The 17202-nt window shown below is 39.7% G+C and carries 20 protein-coding genes; 14 read left to right on the top strand and 6 right to left on the bottom strand.

Annotation, left to right across the window (positions count from 1 at the left end):
• Positions 1-98: 98 nt before the first annotated feature.
• On the top strand, positions 99-2306 hold the full coding sequence (locus AC1M86_RS09070; protein ID WP_481607797.1) for a PhoX family protein: 2208 nt from the start codon (positions 99-101) through the stop codon (positions 2304-2306).
• A gap of 27 nt (positions 2307-2333) precedes the next feature.
• On the opposite strand, the gene AC1M86_RS09065 is transcribed toward AC1M86_RS09070, so the two are convergent.
• Entirely contained in the window at positions 2334-3137 is an 804-nt protein-coding gene (locus tag AC1M86_RS09065) for an NRDE family protein (protein ID WP_481607796.1), read from the bottom strand.
• Between the two features lie 93 nt (positions 3138-3230).
• On the opposite strand from AC1M86_RS09065, the gene lgt reads away from it, so the two are divergent.
• From lgt to msrA, 9 genes are all read left to right on the top strand, one after another.
• On the top strand, positions 3231-4046 hold the full coding sequence (gene lgt / locus AC1M86_RS09060) for a prolipoprotein diacylglyceryl transferase (protein WP_035266733.1): 816 nt from the start codon (positions 3231-3233) through the stop codon (positions 4044-4046).
• A gap of 84 nt (positions 4047-4130) precedes the next feature.
• On the top strand, positions 4131-4502 hold the full coding sequence (locus AC1M86_RS09055; RefSeq protein ID WP_035266735.1) for a hypothetical protein: 372 nt from the start codon (positions 4131-4133) through the stop codon (positions 4500-4502).
• 86 nt (positions 4503-4588) lie between these two features.
• Positions 4589-4891 carry a hypothetical protein gene (locus tag AC1M86_RS09050; protein WP_481607795.1) on the top strand — a complete coding sequence of 101 codons (303 nt, stop codon included), beginning with the start codon at positions 4589-4591 and terminating at the stop codon, positions 4889-4891.
• Positions 4892-5037: 146 nt separating this feature from the next.
• Positions 5038-5529 (top strand): lipocalin family protein, encoded by a 492-nt coding sequence (locus AC1M86_RS09045; RefSeq protein ID WP_481607794.1) that lies wholly within the window; start codon positions 5038-5040, stop codon positions 5527-5529.
• 201 nt (positions 5530-5730) lie between these two features.
• Positions 5731-6573 carry a thymidylate synthase gene (gene thyA / locus AC1M86_RS09040; protein WP_481607793.1) on the top strand — a complete coding sequence of 281 codons (843 nt, stop codon included), beginning with the start codon at positions 5731-5733 and terminating at the stop codon, positions 6571-6573.
• A gap of 93 nt (positions 6574-6666) precedes the next feature.
• On the top strand, positions 6667-7179 hold the full coding sequence (locus AC1M86_RS09035; protein WP_481607792.1) for a dihydrofolate reductase: 513 nt from the start codon (positions 6667-6669) through the stop codon (positions 7177-7179).
• Positions 7180-7205: 26 nt separating this feature from the next.
• Positions 7206-8276, top strand: coding sequence for an Lnb N-terminal periplasmic domain-containing protein (locus tag AC1M86_RS09030; RefSeq protein WP_092766749.1), 1071 nt, complete (start codon positions 7206-7208; stop codon positions 8274-8276).
• A gap of 74 nt (positions 8277-8350) precedes the next feature.
• A complete protein-coding gene (locus AC1M86_RS09025; RefSeq protein ID WP_035266743.1) occupies positions 8351-8806 on the top strand; it encodes an META domain-containing protein in 456 nt (151 codons plus the stop codon).
• Between the two features lie 83 nt (positions 8807-8889).
• The gene (gene msrA, locus AC1M86_RS09020) at positions 8890-9411 is read left to right on the top strand and encodes a peptide-methionine (S)-S-oxide reductase MsrA (protein ID WP_035266744.1); all 522 of its coding nucleotides are present in this window, start codon (positions 8890-8892) and stop codon (positions 9409-9411) included.
• 50 nt (positions 9412-9461) lie between these two features.
• On the opposite strand, the gene AC1M86_RS09015 is transcribed toward msrA, so the two are convergent.
• The 5 genes from AC1M86_RS09015 to AC1M86_RS08995 form a co-directional block, all read right to left on the bottom strand.
• A complete protein-coding gene (locus AC1M86_RS09015) occupies positions 9462-9866 on the bottom strand; it encodes an ExbD/TolR family protein (RefSeq protein ID WP_035266746.1) in 405 nt (134 codons plus the stop codon).
• Positions 9866-10489, bottom strand: coding sequence for a MotA/TolQ/ExbB proton channel family protein (locus AC1M86_RS09010; RefSeq protein WP_180028347.1), 624 nt, complete (start codon positions 10487-10489; stop codon positions 9866-9868). Before AC1M86_RS09010 ends, AC1M86_RS09015 begins: the two co-directional genes overlap by 1 nt.
• A 20-nt stretch (positions 10490-10509) precedes the next feature.
• Positions 10510-11328, bottom strand: coding sequence for an energy transducer TonB (locus tag AC1M86_RS09005; RefSeq protein ID WP_035266750.1), 819 nt, complete (start codon positions 11326-11328; stop codon positions 10510-10512).
• Positions 11329-11541: 213 nt separating this feature from the next.
• Positions 11542-12408 (bottom strand): formyltetrahydrofolate deformylase, encoded by an 867-nt coding sequence (gene purU / locus AC1M86_RS09000; protein WP_092766746.1) that lies wholly within the window; start codon positions 12406-12408, stop codon positions 11542-11544.
• An 88-nt stretch (positions 12409-12496) separates the two neighbouring features.
• The gene (locus AC1M86_RS08995; protein ID WP_035266753.1) at positions 12497-13189 is read right to left on the bottom strand and encodes a TetR/AcrR family transcriptional regulator; all 693 of its coding nucleotides are present in this window, start codon (positions 13187-13189) and stop codon (positions 12497-12499) included.
• 124 nt (positions 13190-13313) lie between these two features.
• Between AC1M86_RS08995 and AC1M86_RS08990 the strand changes: the two genes are divergently transcribed.
• The 4 genes from AC1M86_RS08990 (at position 13314) to AC1M86_RS08975 (ending at position 17202) form a co-directional block, all read left to right on the top strand.
• The gene (locus AC1M86_RS08990) at positions 13314-14762 is read left to right on the top strand and encodes a coniferyl aldehyde dehydrogenase (RefSeq protein WP_035266754.1); all 1449 of its coding nucleotides are present in this window, start codon (positions 13314-13316) and stop codon (positions 14760-14762) included.
• A gap of 165 nt (positions 14763-14927) precedes the next feature.
• Positions 14928-15164, top strand: coding sequence for a 50S ribosomal protein L28 (rpmB, locus tag AC1M86_RS08985; RefSeq protein ID WP_000048256.1), 237 nt, complete (start codon positions 14928-14930; stop codon positions 15162-15164).
• Between the two features lie 12 nt (positions 15165-15176).
• On the top strand, positions 15177-15332 hold the full coding sequence (gene rpmG, locus AC1M86_RS08980; RefSeq protein ID WP_001205031.1) for a 50S ribosomal protein L33: 156 nt from the start codon (positions 15177-15179) through the stop codon (positions 15330-15332).
• A 151-nt stretch (positions 15333-15483) separates the two neighbouring features.
• Positions 15484-17202, top strand: a complete 1719-nt coding sequence (locus tag AC1M86_RS08975) for a cation:proton antiporter (RefSeq protein WP_035266756.1) — start codon at positions 15484-15486, stop codon at positions 17200-17202.

The raw sequence follows: 17202 nt of genomic DNA, 5'->3' as shown, positions 1-17202 counted from the left end.
TTAATTCAACTGACATAAATCTATCATTTGATTGTCATGATTGCGCATTAAGTTGTTGGTGACGCTAAAAACTACCAAGCAAGATGCTAGGAACGAACATGACTGATTTAATACCTTTTAACGATGATTACGATAGCAATGATTCGGGGAATCCAGAATTTCACCATTTACTTGAAAAGCAAATTACGCGTAGAGATCTCATCAAGAAGACTGCTGGTGGTGCAGTAGCATTGACAGTAGCGGCTTCAGTCGCAGGCTGTAACAGTGACGACAATGACAATAACAACTCAAATCCTTCACTACCTGAATTCGACAAATCAAAAACGCCAACTGAACTAACATTTAAAGCGGTTGATAAAAATATTAAAAATGAATTCACAGTGCCTGAAGGATATGAAGCACGTGTTATTTATGCACTAGGAGACCCGCTTTTTGAAGGTATGCCTGAATGGGATGCAGATAATATTCCGAGTGGTGCTTCATTTACCATGCGCTCAGGCGAATGTCATGACGGTATGACATATTTCGGCATGAAAAATAGTCGTTATGATCAAAATGAGTCAAATGTAGGTTTACTGGTACTCAACCACGAATATGTAGATAACAAAGCGATTTTACATCCAGCGAATAATACCATTTCAGCGGATATTCGTTCTGAAGATGAAGCATTACGTGAAATTAACTGTCACGGCGTTTCAGTGATTGAAGTACAAAAAAATCCTACAACTCAACAAGTCACTCTAAACAAACGCTCTGTATTCAACCGTCGAATTACAGCTGCAACACCGATCGATTTCGCTGGTCCTGTAAAAGGGCATGAATTGGTACAAACCAAGATCAGTCCAGAAGGCACATTTACATTAGGTACGATCAATAACTGTGGTAACGGTTATACGCCTTGGGGCACATACTTAACCACTGAAGAAAACTTTAACCAATACTTTACTCGCGTTGATAAAGATCGTTCTGAAAAGGATTTGGAGTCATTAAAACGCTATAAAATTGCTTCAAATAGTTCTTATAAGTGGCACACAGTTCAAGCACAACTGTTCCCTCAAGATGTCTATGAGCGCTGGTTAACTAAAGTCTCTGCATCTTCTGCAACTCAAGATTTTAGAAACTCACCAAATACATTTGGTTGGATTGTTGAAATTGACCCGTTTGATGGTCGTCAACGCCCAGTAAAACGTACAGCTCTTGGACGTTTTGCACATGAAGATTGTCGTGTCAGTCGTGCCATTCCTGGGCAACCACTAGCCTTCTATATGGGGGATGACTCTCAAGGCGAATATATCTATAAATTTGTTTCAGATGCGGTTTGGGACCCTAAAGATATCAACGGCGGTTATGCTGCTGGTGATAAATATATGAATAACGGTAAATTCTATGTTGCTAAATTTAACTTTAATGAAGCAACTCAAAAGACGTCTGGTGAGTGGATTGAACTCAATATCTCCAATCCATTAATTGCTAGTTATTCAAAATACAAATTTACAGATCAAGCTGATGTATTGGTAAATGCCCGTTTAGCAGGTGATGCAGTTGGTGCAACCAAAATGGATCGTCCAGAATGGGTTGCAGTAAACCCAGAGAATGGTGAGGTTTATGTCACCTTAACAAATAACTCATTACGTGGAAGTGAGCATACGATTGATGCTGCCAACCCTCGTAATTATGCTGATAATGATAAAGGTGGTAGTCCTCGCGGGAATATCAACGGACATATTATTCGTTTCCGTGAAACTGGTGATACTGTTACAGCAAAAACATTTGTATGGGATATCTTCTTATTTGGCGCAGAAGAAGATTCACTTCCGGGTGTAAACCTATCTGGACTCACATCAGCAAATGATTTCTCAAGTCCAGATGGCCTATGGTTTGATCCACGTGGTGTCTTATGGGTACAAACTGATGATGGCGCTTATACAGATGAAACGAATTGCATGATGCTTGCTGCACTTCCAGGTCAAGTAAGTGATGGTAAAGTGACTTCTGCAAATGCTGGTTCAAATAATGCCACTCAACTTACTCCTGCTGGCGCACAGCTTGATGATTCAAAGTTACGTCGTTTTTTAACAGGCCCTTCAGGCTGTGAAATTACAGGTGTAACGATGACACCAGACTATAAAGCTATTTTTGTGAATGTTCAGCATCCAGGTGGTACTTGGCCTGCAAATCACAGCAACACTATCAGCGGTGGTAAAGGTACACGTCCTCGCTCTGCGACGGTCGTGATTACACGTAAAGATGGTGGCGAGATTGTTGGGGAAAGTCTAGAAAAGAAAGAAAACACTCCTGCTGCTTAATTCAAACATTGAAATAGAAAATGCCGACTACGATGTCGGCATTTTTTTTGAAAGATGCAGATCAAGTTTGACTATTTGATTCTGATGCTTACCTTGCTGTGTTTTTTCAAACCAAGTCCATTGATTTCTTTTCAACAACAGGTAGTTTGAGCATCGTGTTCCATATATCGGGCTTTGTATAAAAGTAGAAGATAACAGCTGCTCCATTTCTACTGATATGCCCGTTTGAGGTAATAAGTCTAAATCAATTTTTCTTTCATCTTGTAAGATATCCCAAACGACATACTCTAAATCATACGCTTTTTGATCATTGGGATTTAATTGCAATAAGGGCAAGAACTCTTGTGTAAAGCGTTTACGCAAATGTTTGGTTTTTTCCCATGGATCACTTAATACACCATTGGAAACCACATATACACCTTTAGCAAGAACTTGTGGAGATTCACCACGATTACTCATATAAACCGCTTGATCAGAAGTTCCGATAAAAAGGTTAAATCCAGCGTAATCACATTGCTTTTTTTCTAATTCTTGGGCAAATCGGATCGGTGCTAATTCAGACTCCAGATATTGCTGAATGATATGTCCTCTTGAAGTTGGATATTCCTTCTTATCATTTGCATCACGGTAATTTGTCACAAGTGCCCAACGCCCTGCAGCAGTAATCCCCATCCATGTCCCACCAGATTGTAAATCTTGACCTGCAATAATTGGGCTATTTTCCCACTTATGAATTTGTGAAGCAGGTCGGTGATAAAACTCATCCCGATTTGAAATTAAGCATAATGGTGTTTCATTCAACACTTGCCATGCGATTGCTACAATACACATCGTTGCATCCTTAGAACTTTACACATTGAATGTACAACATTTTTTCAGTCTTTCCGTTAGAATCGACACAAAACATAATATAAAGGAAAAGCAATGCTGACCTATCCTTCTATTGACCCAGTGGCAATATCTGTGGGTCCATTACAAGTTCACTGGTATGGACTCATGTATCTACTCGCATTTTTATTTGCGTGGGGCTTGGCAACATTCCGTGCTAAGCAACGAGGATGGACACCAGACATGGTCTCTGATCTCATCTTTTACGGTGCATTAGGTGTCGTGATTGGTGGTCGAGTAGGCTATGTGTTCTTTTATGGTTTTGATCAATTCCTTGCAAATCCGATATGGTTATTCCAAGTTTGGACAGGTGGCATGAGCTTCCATGGCGGCTTCTTAGGTGTCATGTTGGCCATGTTATTGTGGTGTAAAAAATACAAAATGACTTGGTTCCAAACACTGGATTTTATTGCCCCATGTGTTCCAACAGGTCTGATGTTTGGTCGTATTGGCAACTTTATTGGCGGCGAACTTTATGGCCGACAAGTCACAGATCCAAATTTCGCATTGGGTATGATTTTCCCTACAGATCCTTTACAACTCGTACGACATCCATCCCAACTTTACCAAGCACTCTGTGAGGGTTTGATTCTTTTTATTGTTCTGTGGTGGTTTAGTTCTAAACCTCGTCCACGCATGGCTGTTTCTGCTCTATTCTTAATTGGATATGGTATCGCTCGCTTCACAGTTGAATTCTTCCGTGAGCCAGATAATGGTCAATTATTTATCGGATGGATGAGCAAAGGACAATTCCTTACAGTTCCAATGATTCTCATCGGGCTATGGATGCTTTGGTATGCCTACCAAAAGAAAGTATATGACTGGGGTCCTCTACAAAATAATGGCAAATAAGTAAATTATGTCCTCAAAGGTGAACATCTTGTTCACCTTTTTTTGTGCTAGAGTTTTGAATTATTTACTGTGATTCAGATTACTATGCTCGAGTTTTGGTTTGATCCTAAAGTTTCAATACAATACAAAGCTTTATTTTTTATTTTGATTGCGAGTGCTACCGCTACGTTATATTGGATGCAACCGCTTAACTTCGATGCCATCTTAATGTTTGTGGGCACAGGTATTGTTTTTCTTATTTGCCGTTACTGTAAAATTCATTTCGCTTCACACCATCCAACTGGGCTGATGTACCGATTATTTACTTGGATTCCTATCGCTTTGCTACTTGCCTTGATTTTCATGCATGCAAAGGATGGAGAAATTCTTTTACCTGGTGCTCAAGGATTAGGATTTATGGCTTTATCTATTTGCTTATTTTCTCCACTGTCTCTACTTCATCAACATCAGCATTAAGACGTCATTATGTTATGTTAAATTTCTGGTATTCGGAACGATGCACACGCACGCTTAAATTGATCATTTGTATATCAACGTGTGTAATGATTCTGTTGACAGCTGAAATTAAAAAACTTGATTTTCTATCGACACTAATGAGCTTATGTTTAGGCTTAAGTCTACACATTATTCATCATGTTTTGATCCAATCTAAGCGTCTAAAGCATCAGCTGAAAGTATTTTATGCTTTTAGTCCTTTCGTATTGATTGTATTTTTTATCTTCATGCTTTCAGCGCTGAACTTTCAAAATAGCAGAGAGTTTTTTGCACTTTTTGTACAACTCATGGGTTATAGCGCAGTGGGATTATTCGTAGTGAGTTTATATGCATCTCGTACACCCCGCTGAATTTCAAAACTACTAAGCAAATGAAAATAAATATAAATTAATCACACTCACTTAACGCTTTGCTACAGAACAGTATTATTTCTACTCCAAAACTGTGCCTATACTCAAAGGATGTATCTAATTTAGATTAAATGGAGTACATCATAATGAGTCAAAATTTAACGACCGTATCTAACTTCCAACTTGAACGCTATTTAGGTACTTGGTATGAGATTGCACGCTTACCAATGAAGCACCAACCTGAAGACAGTACGGATATTTCGGCAGTCTATACCTTAAACAGCGATGGAACTGTACGTGTTCAAAATCGTTGTCTTGATGGCAACAAAGAACTGGATGAGTCTATTGGCGAAGCCACAGTTGTAGATGCTGAACAGGGCAAATTAGAAGTCAGCTTTTTGCCTGAAGGATTTCGTTGGATTCCATTCACTAAGGGTGACTATTGGGTACTTAAGATCGATGAAAATTATCAAACTGCTTTAGTCGGTGAACCTAATCAAAAATATCTTTGGATTCTGCACCGTGAACCTGTGTTAAATGAATCTATCAAACAAGCGTATCTAGCATATGCTCAATCCATTGGCTATGACTTATCAGAGCTGATAGACACCGTACATACAGGGCGTCAAACTGCATAGTTTTTACATTAAAAAAGCACCTTAAACAGGTGCTTTTTTAATGCCTCTTTCACTTTTGTCACACCGGTATAGACATTCTAAAAAATACAAAAAAGATGATATGATGACTCCAATTTTCAAGTTGCCCCAACCTTCAACTTCTTCCTTCTTCTTGAAGAAAGTGATCAGAGGCTTTGATTAACGAATTGATTAGAGAGACCTATGCGCCAATATCTTGACCTTCTACAACACATCCTCGACAACGGTGGCGATAAAGGCGACCGTACTGGTACAGGTACTCGTTCTGTATTTGGTCATCAAATGCGCTTTGATCTTTCTAAAGGTTTTCCTCTACTGACCACAAAGAAAGTTCACTTCCGTTCAATCGTGATTGAATTACTTTGGTTCCTTAAAGGTGATACCAATGTTAAATATCTGCAAGATCATAAAGTTACAATTTGGGATGAATGGTCGACAGCTGAGCAGACTGCTCGTTTTGGACGTCCTGAAGGAGAGCTAGGTCCAGTATATGGACACCAATGGCGTAACTTTGGTGCAACTAAAAAAGACGATGGTTTATACGAGCAAGATGGTTTCGATCAAATCAAATGGTTAATTAATGAAATTAAAACCAATCCAAACTCCCGTCGTTTAATCGTATCAGGTTGGAACCCAAAAGAAGCTGGACAAGTGGCACTCCCTCCTTGTCACACGCTTTTCCAGTTTTTTGTTCAGGATGGAAAATTATCATGTCAGCTTTATCAACGTAGTGCTGATGTTTTTCTTGGCGTTCCATTTAATATTGCAAGTTATGCACTTCTCACCCATATGATTGCGCAAATCTGTGATCTAGAAGTCGGTGATTTTGTGTGGACAGGTGGTGATACTCATCTTTACGCCAATCATTTCGAGCAAGCACAACTTCAATTAACACGTGAACCACTTCCATTGTGCCAACTCAAACTTAATCCTGAAATTAAAGATATTTTTGATTTCAAATTTGAAGATATTGAAATCGTAAATTACGAATCGCACCCTGCAATTAAAGCACCTGTTGCAGTTTGATTTTAACTAAGGTCTTTTGGGATCACAGTTGATACTAATCGTGATCCAACTTTACATTTCCCCCTTTAACTCATATTCGCTGGAAGAATAATCATGGCATTTCAAGGTTTAGAAGTCGTACACGTCGTTGCAATGGATCAGCAACGTTGTATTGGCAAAGGAAATGATTTGCCATGGCATATTTCAGCTGATCTCAAACATTTTAAAGAAATTACCCAAGGTGGTGTTGTGGTGATGGGACGTAAAACACTTGAGTCTATGGGTAGAACGCTTCCTAAACGTGTAAATTGGGTCATTACACGATATACGTCATGGCAATTTGAAGGAACAAAAATCGCGCATACAATCGAGAGTGCACTTGAGCAGGCAGTCCATGATGTAAAAGCTTCAGAAAAGCCTGGATCTATTTTTATCATAGGTGGTGGAGAAATTTTTAGCCAAACGATCTCTATTGCGGATCGCTTAGAACTCACGCATGTTGAATTAGACGTTCAAGGTGATGCTCATTATCCTGAGATTCCACCTGAATTTAAAAAAGTGGCATCAGAGCAACACATTGATGACAAAACAAATATTGCATTTGAGTTCGCAACCTACCAAAAATAAAGCTTTCTTACATATAGCCAATAACAATGCATAACATCGGTAAAAGAGAGTTTATTCTTGCGCTTGCAAAGGGAGCTTTTCACTCCCTATTTAGTTTATTTGTCATCTTCTCTTCAATTTGGTTATGTATGGCCTTATGGGTTCAAGAGCCATTTGGCTGGTTAGTCAGTCGTATTATCATTGGCTTTTGGGTCGCTTTTGCCTTAAGTGTTTTAGGCATATATGCAACACAACATTTTTTCAGCCGTAGTAAAGATGTTGTCTTATATATTGTCTTTTTTGCGTTCAGTTTAGTTTGGTATTTTAGCATCCCTGCCAAACAAGACCGTGAGTGGAATCCTGAAGTCGCAAGAATTCTCAATTATGAACGTCAAGGTGATTGGGTCACTTTACACAATGTGCGTAATTTTGCATGGAATGAAGACGGAACCTATCAAGAACGCTGGGAAACACGTCAAATTGATTTGAATCAAATCAGTGGCATTAACATCATTACTTCATATTGGATGGGACCACAAATCGCCCACACTTTAGTCAGCTTTGATTTCAAAAACTCTAAACCACTGACCTTTTCGATTGAAATTCGCAAAGAAAAAGATGAAGAGTTTTCTGCTATTGGTGGTTTTTTTAGAAAGTACGAAGTCAGTTTAGTTGCTGCTGACGAGAAAGACATTATTTATACACGTAGCAATGTACGTAATGAGCAGGTCTATTTTTTCCCAATCAACATGGAAGCTGCTGAAATGAAAGCTTTATTTGAGGAATATTTAGAGCAAGCAGATCAACTTAGTCAAGAACCAAAATGGTATAACACCTTGACGAGTAACTGCACCACTTTGGTTTTTGATATGGTTCAAGCGATTTCCAAACATGAACTGCCAGTGGACTACCGATTATTAGCCTCAGGTTATTTACCTAATTATCTGTATGACTTAGGGGCATTACAACATCATTGGGATATCAAAACATGGTACAACAAGGCACATGTCAACCCAAGAACAGACCAATTTAATCAATTTAAATATCAAAGTAGTGAAAATTATTCAAAATTGATTCGTCTGGGTCTCCCTCAGAGTCAGCCAGAGCTTGCACCTTAGCGTATCAGTTGATATACATAAAATTGACTTGAATTTAATTTACATTAGAAAGAAATAACACAGGGGCATTTCATATGTTAAAACAACTTTTAGCCGTATCCGTTATAGGCTCAGCATTACTTTTTACAGCATGTACCACAACACCATCTGCTGAAAAGCAACAACAAGCACTTAATCAATTGCAAAATAAAACTTGGATTTTGACACATATTGGCGCAACAGAATTTAAGACCGACCCTACTGCACACAATGTTCCAAGTATTCAATTTGATGCAGCATCTAGTCGTTTGAGTGGTGCAGATGGTTGTAACCGTTTTATGGGTGCATATAGCATTAAAGCTGACAAAATTAGCTTGAGTGAAGTTGCAACTACACAAATGATGTGTGTGAATACTCAAGAACTTGCAAATCGCTATAATGCTGCCTTGGCAAAAGTCGCGGCATTCCAAGTCTATGACAAAACGCTTCGCCTACTCGATGAGAATGGTAATCCAGTATTGCAGTATGAGTCTGCAATACAACCGCGTTAACAGTTAAGCAACCATTTCACTGGTTGCTTTTTTCATTCTACACCCCATTATTTCAGTCATTGCAACTCAATAAGGTGAATCCCATGCAACAAGCTTTGCTCGGTGGCGGATGCTTCTGGTGTGTTGAAGCAGTTTTCCTTCAACTCAAAGGTGTCACTAAAGTCGTGAGTGGTTATGCGGGTGGGTATACGGCCAATCCAAGCTATGAGGACATTTGCAAAGGAGACACCCATCACGCAGAAGTGGTTTTAGTGGATTTTGATGAAAGTCAAATTAGCTTTGCTCAATTGCTTGATGTATTTTTTGCAACACATGATCCAACCACACTCAATCGCCAAGGTAATGATATAGGTACGCAATATCGCTCTGTCATTTATTATTTTAATGAAGAACAGCGCCAGATTGCAGAGAAAGCGATTCAACAGTTAAAAGCAGAAGGTTTAGATATTGTTACAGAACTAAGCTCAGTACCGACCTTCTACCCTGCTGAAGAATATCATCAAAATTTCTTTGCTCGTAACCCGACTCAGGGCTACTGCAATTTTAGTATCCCACCAAAACTTTTAAAGCTTCGCTCTAAATTTGAAGGTTTACTCAAAGACTAATACAGGTATAAAAAAAGCGACCTTATGGTCGCTTTTCTCATGTTAATCAGTTAATTATCTGTGGCAAAGGCAATGTCAGCAAGCCCGGCTTCGCTTGCACGTGACATCACTTGAGCAACAGTATCATAACGTGATTCTTTATCTGCTTTAAGAATAATTGTCGGTTGTTGTGCTGAACCACCGGCATCGTTAAATCTTTTTTGCAATTCATCTAAGCTGATAATTTCTGAATCCCATGCAATCTCACCCTGTGAGTTAATGCTTACTTGAATCGATTCAGGTGGCGGATCAATGATATCCGCTGTCGTTTTTGGTAAAGTTAATGGAATTGATGGGTTAGCAACGGTCGCTGTCACCAAGAAGATGATCATCAAAACCAACATAATGTCAATTAACGGGATGAGGTTCATCTCCGTCATGCCTGTATCGTTGTCTTCACCCAATTGAAAAGCCATTAAGCTTGACCTCCAACGTAACTTTCTTGAGTCGCTTTCACTTCAACTTTTTGCGCAGAAGAATCTTGTTGCAGCATCGTGTCGATTAAAAGACTGTGAGCATGATCTTGTAGTTCATTACTTAATGTACGATTAAAGCGAATACAAATGTTGTATGCGATCACTGCTGGAATAGCTACTGCTAGACCAATACCCGTCATAATCAGGGCTTCACCCACAGGGGTTGCCACTTGTGCAAGTCCTGCTTGACCGCTTTTACCTACTGCAACCAATGCATGGAAGATTCCCCATACTGTACCAAATAGCCCTACAAATGGTGCAAGTGAGGCAATTGTTCCGAGTACAGCAACACCTTTTTCAGCAGATGCTTTTTCCAAAGCAATCTGACGCAATAAAGCTTGCTCCGCAACAGCTTTACGTTGTTCAAATCCCAAAGGAGCGAGTTTTGCTTTCAATCCTGCTAGTGCTTTAGAGAGTTGAGCATAAGCAACTTCTTTCAGTTGACGTGTTCCCATCACACGTAAAACGACAATCGTCCATGTCGCAATAGACATTGCGAGTAAAACGAAATAAAGCGTCTTACTGACTGCATCAGCATGTTGCCAATAAACTGAAAAGTTCATACTCGAACTCCTAATAAAAGTTAGCCGTTAGAATTCAACTTAAGTTCAAATGGTTGTTCCGCTCTAAACGGATAAGCCACACCATTTTCCTTATAAGGTCTGAATTTTGCATTACGCACTGAGCGTAAAATCTTTTGATCAAGCGAATCAATTCCACTTGATTTTGTGATTCTGGCATTCACTACATTACCGTTAGTGTCCGCTTCAATCGATACTACAACAGTACGATCAGAACCTTGTAAATCTCGGTTGGTATATGATGGCTTCGGTGTACGAGACCATGATATTTGCCCAATACTTAAATTCTTTGGTGTATTACGAGCTTGCTGCTCACGACGTTCTTGTTCGCGTCTTTCATTTTCCAAGCGCTCACGTTCTTGTTGCTCACGTAGCTGTTGGTCACGCAATGCTTGCTCACGTCGCTGCTGTTCAAGTAACTCACGATTTTTACGTTCTTGCTCTAAACGCTGTTGTTCCTGCTTTTGCTTTTCTAATTTATCTTCTTGAACAATTGCTTTTTGTTCGACAGGTTTAGGCTTTTCAGCAATGACTTTGGGTTTAACCACAGGAGGTGGTTCAACGACTTTAGGTTCTGGTTTTGGTTGAACTTGAGGTTTCACAGGTTCAACAGGAGGTGGCGGCGGTGGCGCATCCTCTTTAATCTGAACAAAACGAACCTTAATTGGGTCTTTATCAATAGGTTTTAATTCAGGTGTTTTCATCTGACTCACGGCAAATAAAACACCAATATGCCCGATCACCACTGCAATGAGCGAAGTAAGCACTTTCTTTTTCATTGAGATTGGATTTTGCATCATAGGAATGGAAGATGGGCTCATTAAAGTTTATGACCTGATATACATTGACGCTGTCTTCAGAAGGAAGATTTCAATCAAACTTATCGGTTAGTACAATTAAAGTACGCCAATAATAAATGAGAAGTGTTTTCATTTGCAACTATTAATTCTGCAGTTTTGATGAGTTTTTTTGATCATCAATAAAAAAGGCATGCTCACGCATGCCTTAATAAATCAGTGATATTTAATTAAAAATCACTGGAATACCACAGTTTTATTACCATCAACAATGATACGGTCTTCTAAATGCCACTTAACAGCACGCGCCAAGACATTACGCTCAACGTCTTGACCTAATTCACGTAATTGATCAACTGTAAAATCATGGCTGACACGTTCAACATCTTGTTCAATAATCGGGCCTTGATCCAAATCAGCTGTCACATAATGCGCTGTTGCACCAATCAGTTTTACGCCTTTTTCATACGCTTGCTTATAAGGGTTAGCACCCACAAAAGCTGGAAGGAAAGAATGATGAATGTTGATCACTTTCATTTCCCACTTAGAGACGAACTCTTCATCAAGAATCTGCATATAACGTGCGAGTACAAGCAAATCATTACCTTGCATTAACTCATCAATTTTTGCATATGCTTCGCGCTTGTTCTCTTTATTGACAGGCACAACTTCAAAAGGAATACCGAAATTTTCCACAGACTCACGTAGATCTTCATGATTCGACACAACCTTAGTGATTTCACAAGGTAATCCACCACGTGCATGACGCCATAAAAGTTCAAGCAAGGCATGATCGACTTTCGATACCAAAATACCTACTTTCTTTACATCTGACACTAAAGCTAGACGCCAATGCATGTTGTAACGTTCAGCTACGTTTGTGGCGAAAGTTTGTAGAATATTTTCCTTACGGCTTTGCAAATTGTCGAGTTCAAACTCAACACGCATGAAATAACGCCCGCCCTGAGCTTCTGTTGCATATTGATCAAGCGCAGTGATGTTTGCCCCTTGATGATACAAAAAGCTCGATACAGCCTGCACGATTCCTGGTTTATCTTCGCAAGTAATCAGTAAACGTGCTGTGTTAGCAGTTGTCATATTCATGATGATTTATATCACTTAACAGTTAAATTGAAAAACAGCCGCGTATTCTAACTCTTTTTTTAATGCTTTCAAATTATCTTTGCTGAAATCAATCTTCTCGATCAGCAGAAAGACTAGCAAATAATTCAGATGTTCCCAGCGTTTCAAGCAAGCGCTCATAAGTCTGACGACTTTCACCACGTAAATAAGGACCTTCAAGAAACACCATTTGACGCAGTGCCTGCCAAACCCACTTTTCATCTAGATGGTTGGAATCTTTTAAATGACCAGACATATAGAGAAAGTTCGTCCAATTGGTTAGGACGATCCATAGGTTAATGATCAACGCTTCAATTTCAGACTCTGTCATTTGCATGAGACCTGCATTGACGAAGGCTCGGTAAATCTTTTGACCTTGTTGCATCACTTTACCTGCGAAACGCGGGTAAATTTTTCTAAAGTCATCATTATTTTCGGTTAAATGATATACATCACGATGCAGAAAACGATAGGCCCATAACTGACTACTGAGTACTTGAAAGTATCGGATTTTATCATTGGCATTTACATCACGGTCTTCTGGCAATGCTAGCAGCTCTAAAGTTGCATGCTGATATTGCTCCATCAACTCTTTAATGATCTCTTGCTTGTTACGAAAGTGATAATAGAGATTACCAGGGCTAATACCTAACTCTGCTGCGATATGGTTAGTTGTGACAGATCGCTCTCCACGTTCGTTAAAGAGTTGCAAACTAATTTGCAAGATTCGGTCTTTGGTTTTTAACGTTTTGGAATGCGACATCCTAATACCATCTATAACAAGAATAATGACGTTTAGCCCAAGCTAACATAAAAGTGACTTGACTTTTAGAGTATTTACTCTAAAAATAAAAATCACATCAACCCTTACATTAGTGGTACTGGTCATGAACAGTCAAACAAAAACAAATTTAATGACGACTGAAGCATCGGAAGTTCAGCATTTACATGATCTTCTAGCGCTTCAGAAAGCAGCCTATCGACGTTATCCGAACCCGACAGCAAAACAGCGTATTGAACGTTTGGCTCGTCTTAAAGCAGTTTTGATTAAATATCAGGACCAAATTGCAGAAGCAATTAGCCAAGATTATGGTAATCGTTCGGTTTCTGAAACGAAAATTGGTGAACTACTCACTTCACTCGAACAAATCAAATATTACAGCAAACATTTAACAGAGTGGATGAAGCCTTCTAAACGCCATATCGGTATTTTACATCAACCTGCAAAAGGTTGGGTTCAGTATCAACCTTTAGGTGTTGTCGGTATCATTTCCCCTTGGAACTACCCTTTATTATTGGCGATTAGCCCATTAGTATGTGCATTGGCAGCGGGCAACCATGCCATGATTAAAGTTTCAAGCACCTCTCGTAACTTTGGCTATGTATTACAAAATGCTTTATCTGAAGCGTTCCCACAAGAGTTAGTTGCCGTTGTTACAGGTGGTGGCGTAATCTCTGACACATTCAGTCATCTTGCATTTGATAAATTAGTCTTCACAGGCTCTACCAATGTTGGTAAGACTGTGATGAAAGCAGCATCTGAAAACTTAGTTCCAGTTATTCTAGAACTTGGTGGTAAATCACCAGTTATCGTGCACCCTTCAATTGACTTAAAGGATGTCGCGGAGCGTGTTGCATTCGGTAAATTGTGGAATGCGGGTCAAACTTGTGTCGCACCAGATTATATTTTCCTACCACGTGGTAAAACTTCAGAGTTTATTCACCAGTTTGAAACCGTTGCGAAAACGATGTATCCAACATTACGTGACAACCAAGATTACACCTCTATAGTGAGCGATAAGCAAAATAAACGCTTACAAGGTTACTTAGAAGATGCGATTCAAAATGGTGCTCAAGTCACTGAAATTAACCCATTAAAAGAAGAGCTTGCTTCTGTACGTAAAATAGCGCCAACCCTTCTGACCAATATCAGCCCTGATATGGAAATTATGAAGAACGAAATCTTTGGTCCAATTTTACCAATCTTAGAATATGATCAAATAGACGAAGTTATCGAGTTTATTAATGACCGACCACGTCCACTTGCATTATACTATTTCGACTTTAACGATGCTCGAGCAGAATACGTTTCGCAACGTACTCACTCTGGACACTTTGGTCAAAACGCTGTTGTTACTCATGTTGCACAAGATGATCTACCTTTCGGTGGCGTTGGTGCATCTGGTATGGGCAGATACCATGGTCCCGAAGGCTTCTTCAGTTTATCAAATGAACGCTCAGTCATGTCTATTCCAAAGCTATTCAGCTTGAAATACGTACTGCCTCCGTTTAATAGACCGATCCCTAGTCTTATCCGTAAAGCCTTTCTTCGTTAAATGATCAAGGCATGATCTATCACAACAGGTCATGCCCTGTTTTTATCAATTTCGCTTGTCTTTTAAGCGTATTTTTGATATAAAACGCCCCTTGAATGAATTCAATCCGTTTTATTTTGACTGGCCATACAGGTTTGCTGTTGGCTAAATCAATGGAGTTACACCATGTCTAAGGTTTGCCAAGTTACCGGCAAGCGTCCAGTCGTTGGTAACAACGTCTCACACGCCAACAACAAAACTAAGCGCCGGTTCGAGCCGAACCTGCACCACCACCGTTTTTGGTTAGAAAGCGAAAAACGTTTCGTACGTCTTCGTCTAACTACTAAAGGTATGCGTATTATCGACAAATTGGGCATCGAAAAGGTTGTTGCTGACCTACGTGCTCAAGGTCAAAAGATCTAAGGAGCAACGAAAATGCGTGATAAGATTCGCCTAGTTTCTTCTGCTGGTACAGGTTATTTCTATACCACTACTAAGAACAAACGTACTATGCCGGAAAAAATGGAAATCAAAAAATTTGATCCAAAAATCCGTCAACACGTAATCTTCAAAGAAGCTAAAATCAAATAATTTTAGTTCTTTAAAAAAATACGACCCATTGGGTCGTTTTTTTTGCCTTTTTTTTCTTCAGGTTGTTAAAATTTAATCTCAGTTTGGCATTTTTTATGCTTATACAGCTCAAAAGCCAATTCATAATTTATAAATATTTAAGGGGTGATTAGTGCCACATGATGTAGATTTAATTATATTGCTTGCGGTTGGTTTTGGCTTAGCCCTTATTTTTGGCTTTATCGCCGCACGTTTACGTCTACCCCCTCTTGTTGGCTATCTCATTGCCGGCATTATTATTAGCCCCAAAACCCCCGGTATCGTCGCCGATATCACACTAGCCAATCAACTCGCAGAACTGGGTGTCATGTTTTTGATGTTCGGTGTCGGGATGCACTTTTCACTGAAAGATTTAATGCAAGTTCGGCGTATTGCTGTCCCTGGTGCAATTTTACAAATCACAGTGGCTACCATCCTCGGGATTGGCGTCTCCATGCTATGGGGATGGAGTTTTGGGTCAGCATTGGTGTTTGGCTTAAGCTTATCTTGTGCGAGTACTGTGGTACTCCTAAAAGCTTTAGGTGACCGAGGCTTACTGGATTCAGTCAATGGAAAAATTGCTGTGGGATGGCTACTCGTCGAAGACCTAGTCATGGTGCTCGCTTTAGTTTTATTACCCGCTACAGCTGTACTCCTTGGCGGAACAGCACTGGAAGGCGCTGATCCAGATCAAAATGTCTTTGTGACTTTAGGAATAACCTTACTTAAAGTTGCGGGCTTTATTGCCTTTATGCTGATTATTGGTAAGCGCCTCATCCCTAAAATTATTCAGTTTGTCGTACGCTTGGGTTCTCGCGAGCTATTTACACTGACTGTGGTTGCAGCAGCCGTATCCATTGCCTATGGTTCATATGCGATTTTTGGCGTTTCAATGGCATTAGGTGCATTCTTTGCTGGGATGGTGGTTAAAGAGTCTGACTTCAGTCATCGTGCTGAAGAAGAAACGTTACCACTGCGTGAGATATTCTCCATCCTATTCTTCGTCTCTGTCGGAATGTTGTTTGACCCAACAATTATCGTTGAAGAACCACTTCATATTCTGGCTGTGATTAGCATTATCATGATCGGAAAAACATTAGCAGCAATGGCGCTGGTTTTGTTCTTCCGCTATCCATTAAATACCGCACTTACAGTAGGTGCCTCACTCGCTCAAATCGGTGAGTTCTCATTTATATTGGCAACACTCGGTCTATCTATAGGATTATTAACCCCTGAAGCTCAAAACTTGATTTTAGCCGGGGCATTATTTTCTATTTCGCTCAATTCTGTTTTATTTTCAGCCATTGAACCCGTACAGAAATGGATTCGTGAGCGCTCGCATTTGGCTCGTTTGCTTGAGCGTAGTGGTGATCCATTGGCGATGCTACCTGACGAGGTCTCACAGGACTACCTGCGCGATCAAGTGGTCATGGTCGGTCATGGAGAAGTTGGACGTCGCTTAACAAAAACACTGATGGAAAATAACATCAAAGTGGTGATTGCTGAAGAAAATCGAGAAATTGTTGAAAAACTACGTGCAAAAGATATTGCTGCAGTATCAGGTTCAGCAACAGAACCGGGCGTATTAATTCAAGCGCATATACAACATGCGAGGCTTTTAATTATCTCGCCGATGGATATTTTAGATATTCATAAGATTGTAGATACTGCCAAACTTCTGAATCCACAGATTCAAGTTTTGATCTGTGCAGAAAGTAAAGAAGAAGCTGAAGCAATACGTGCAGATGAAATTGGTGAAGTGTATTACGCGAAGGAAGAAATGGCGAAGAACATGAGCAATCATATTCTAAATCAAATTGAAATCGCACATCATCATGCACCATCTCACTAA

This window comes from Acinetobacter sp. ANC_7654, assembly GCF_056779855.1.
This window is presented reverse-complemented; position numbering and strand designations above follow the sequence as displayed.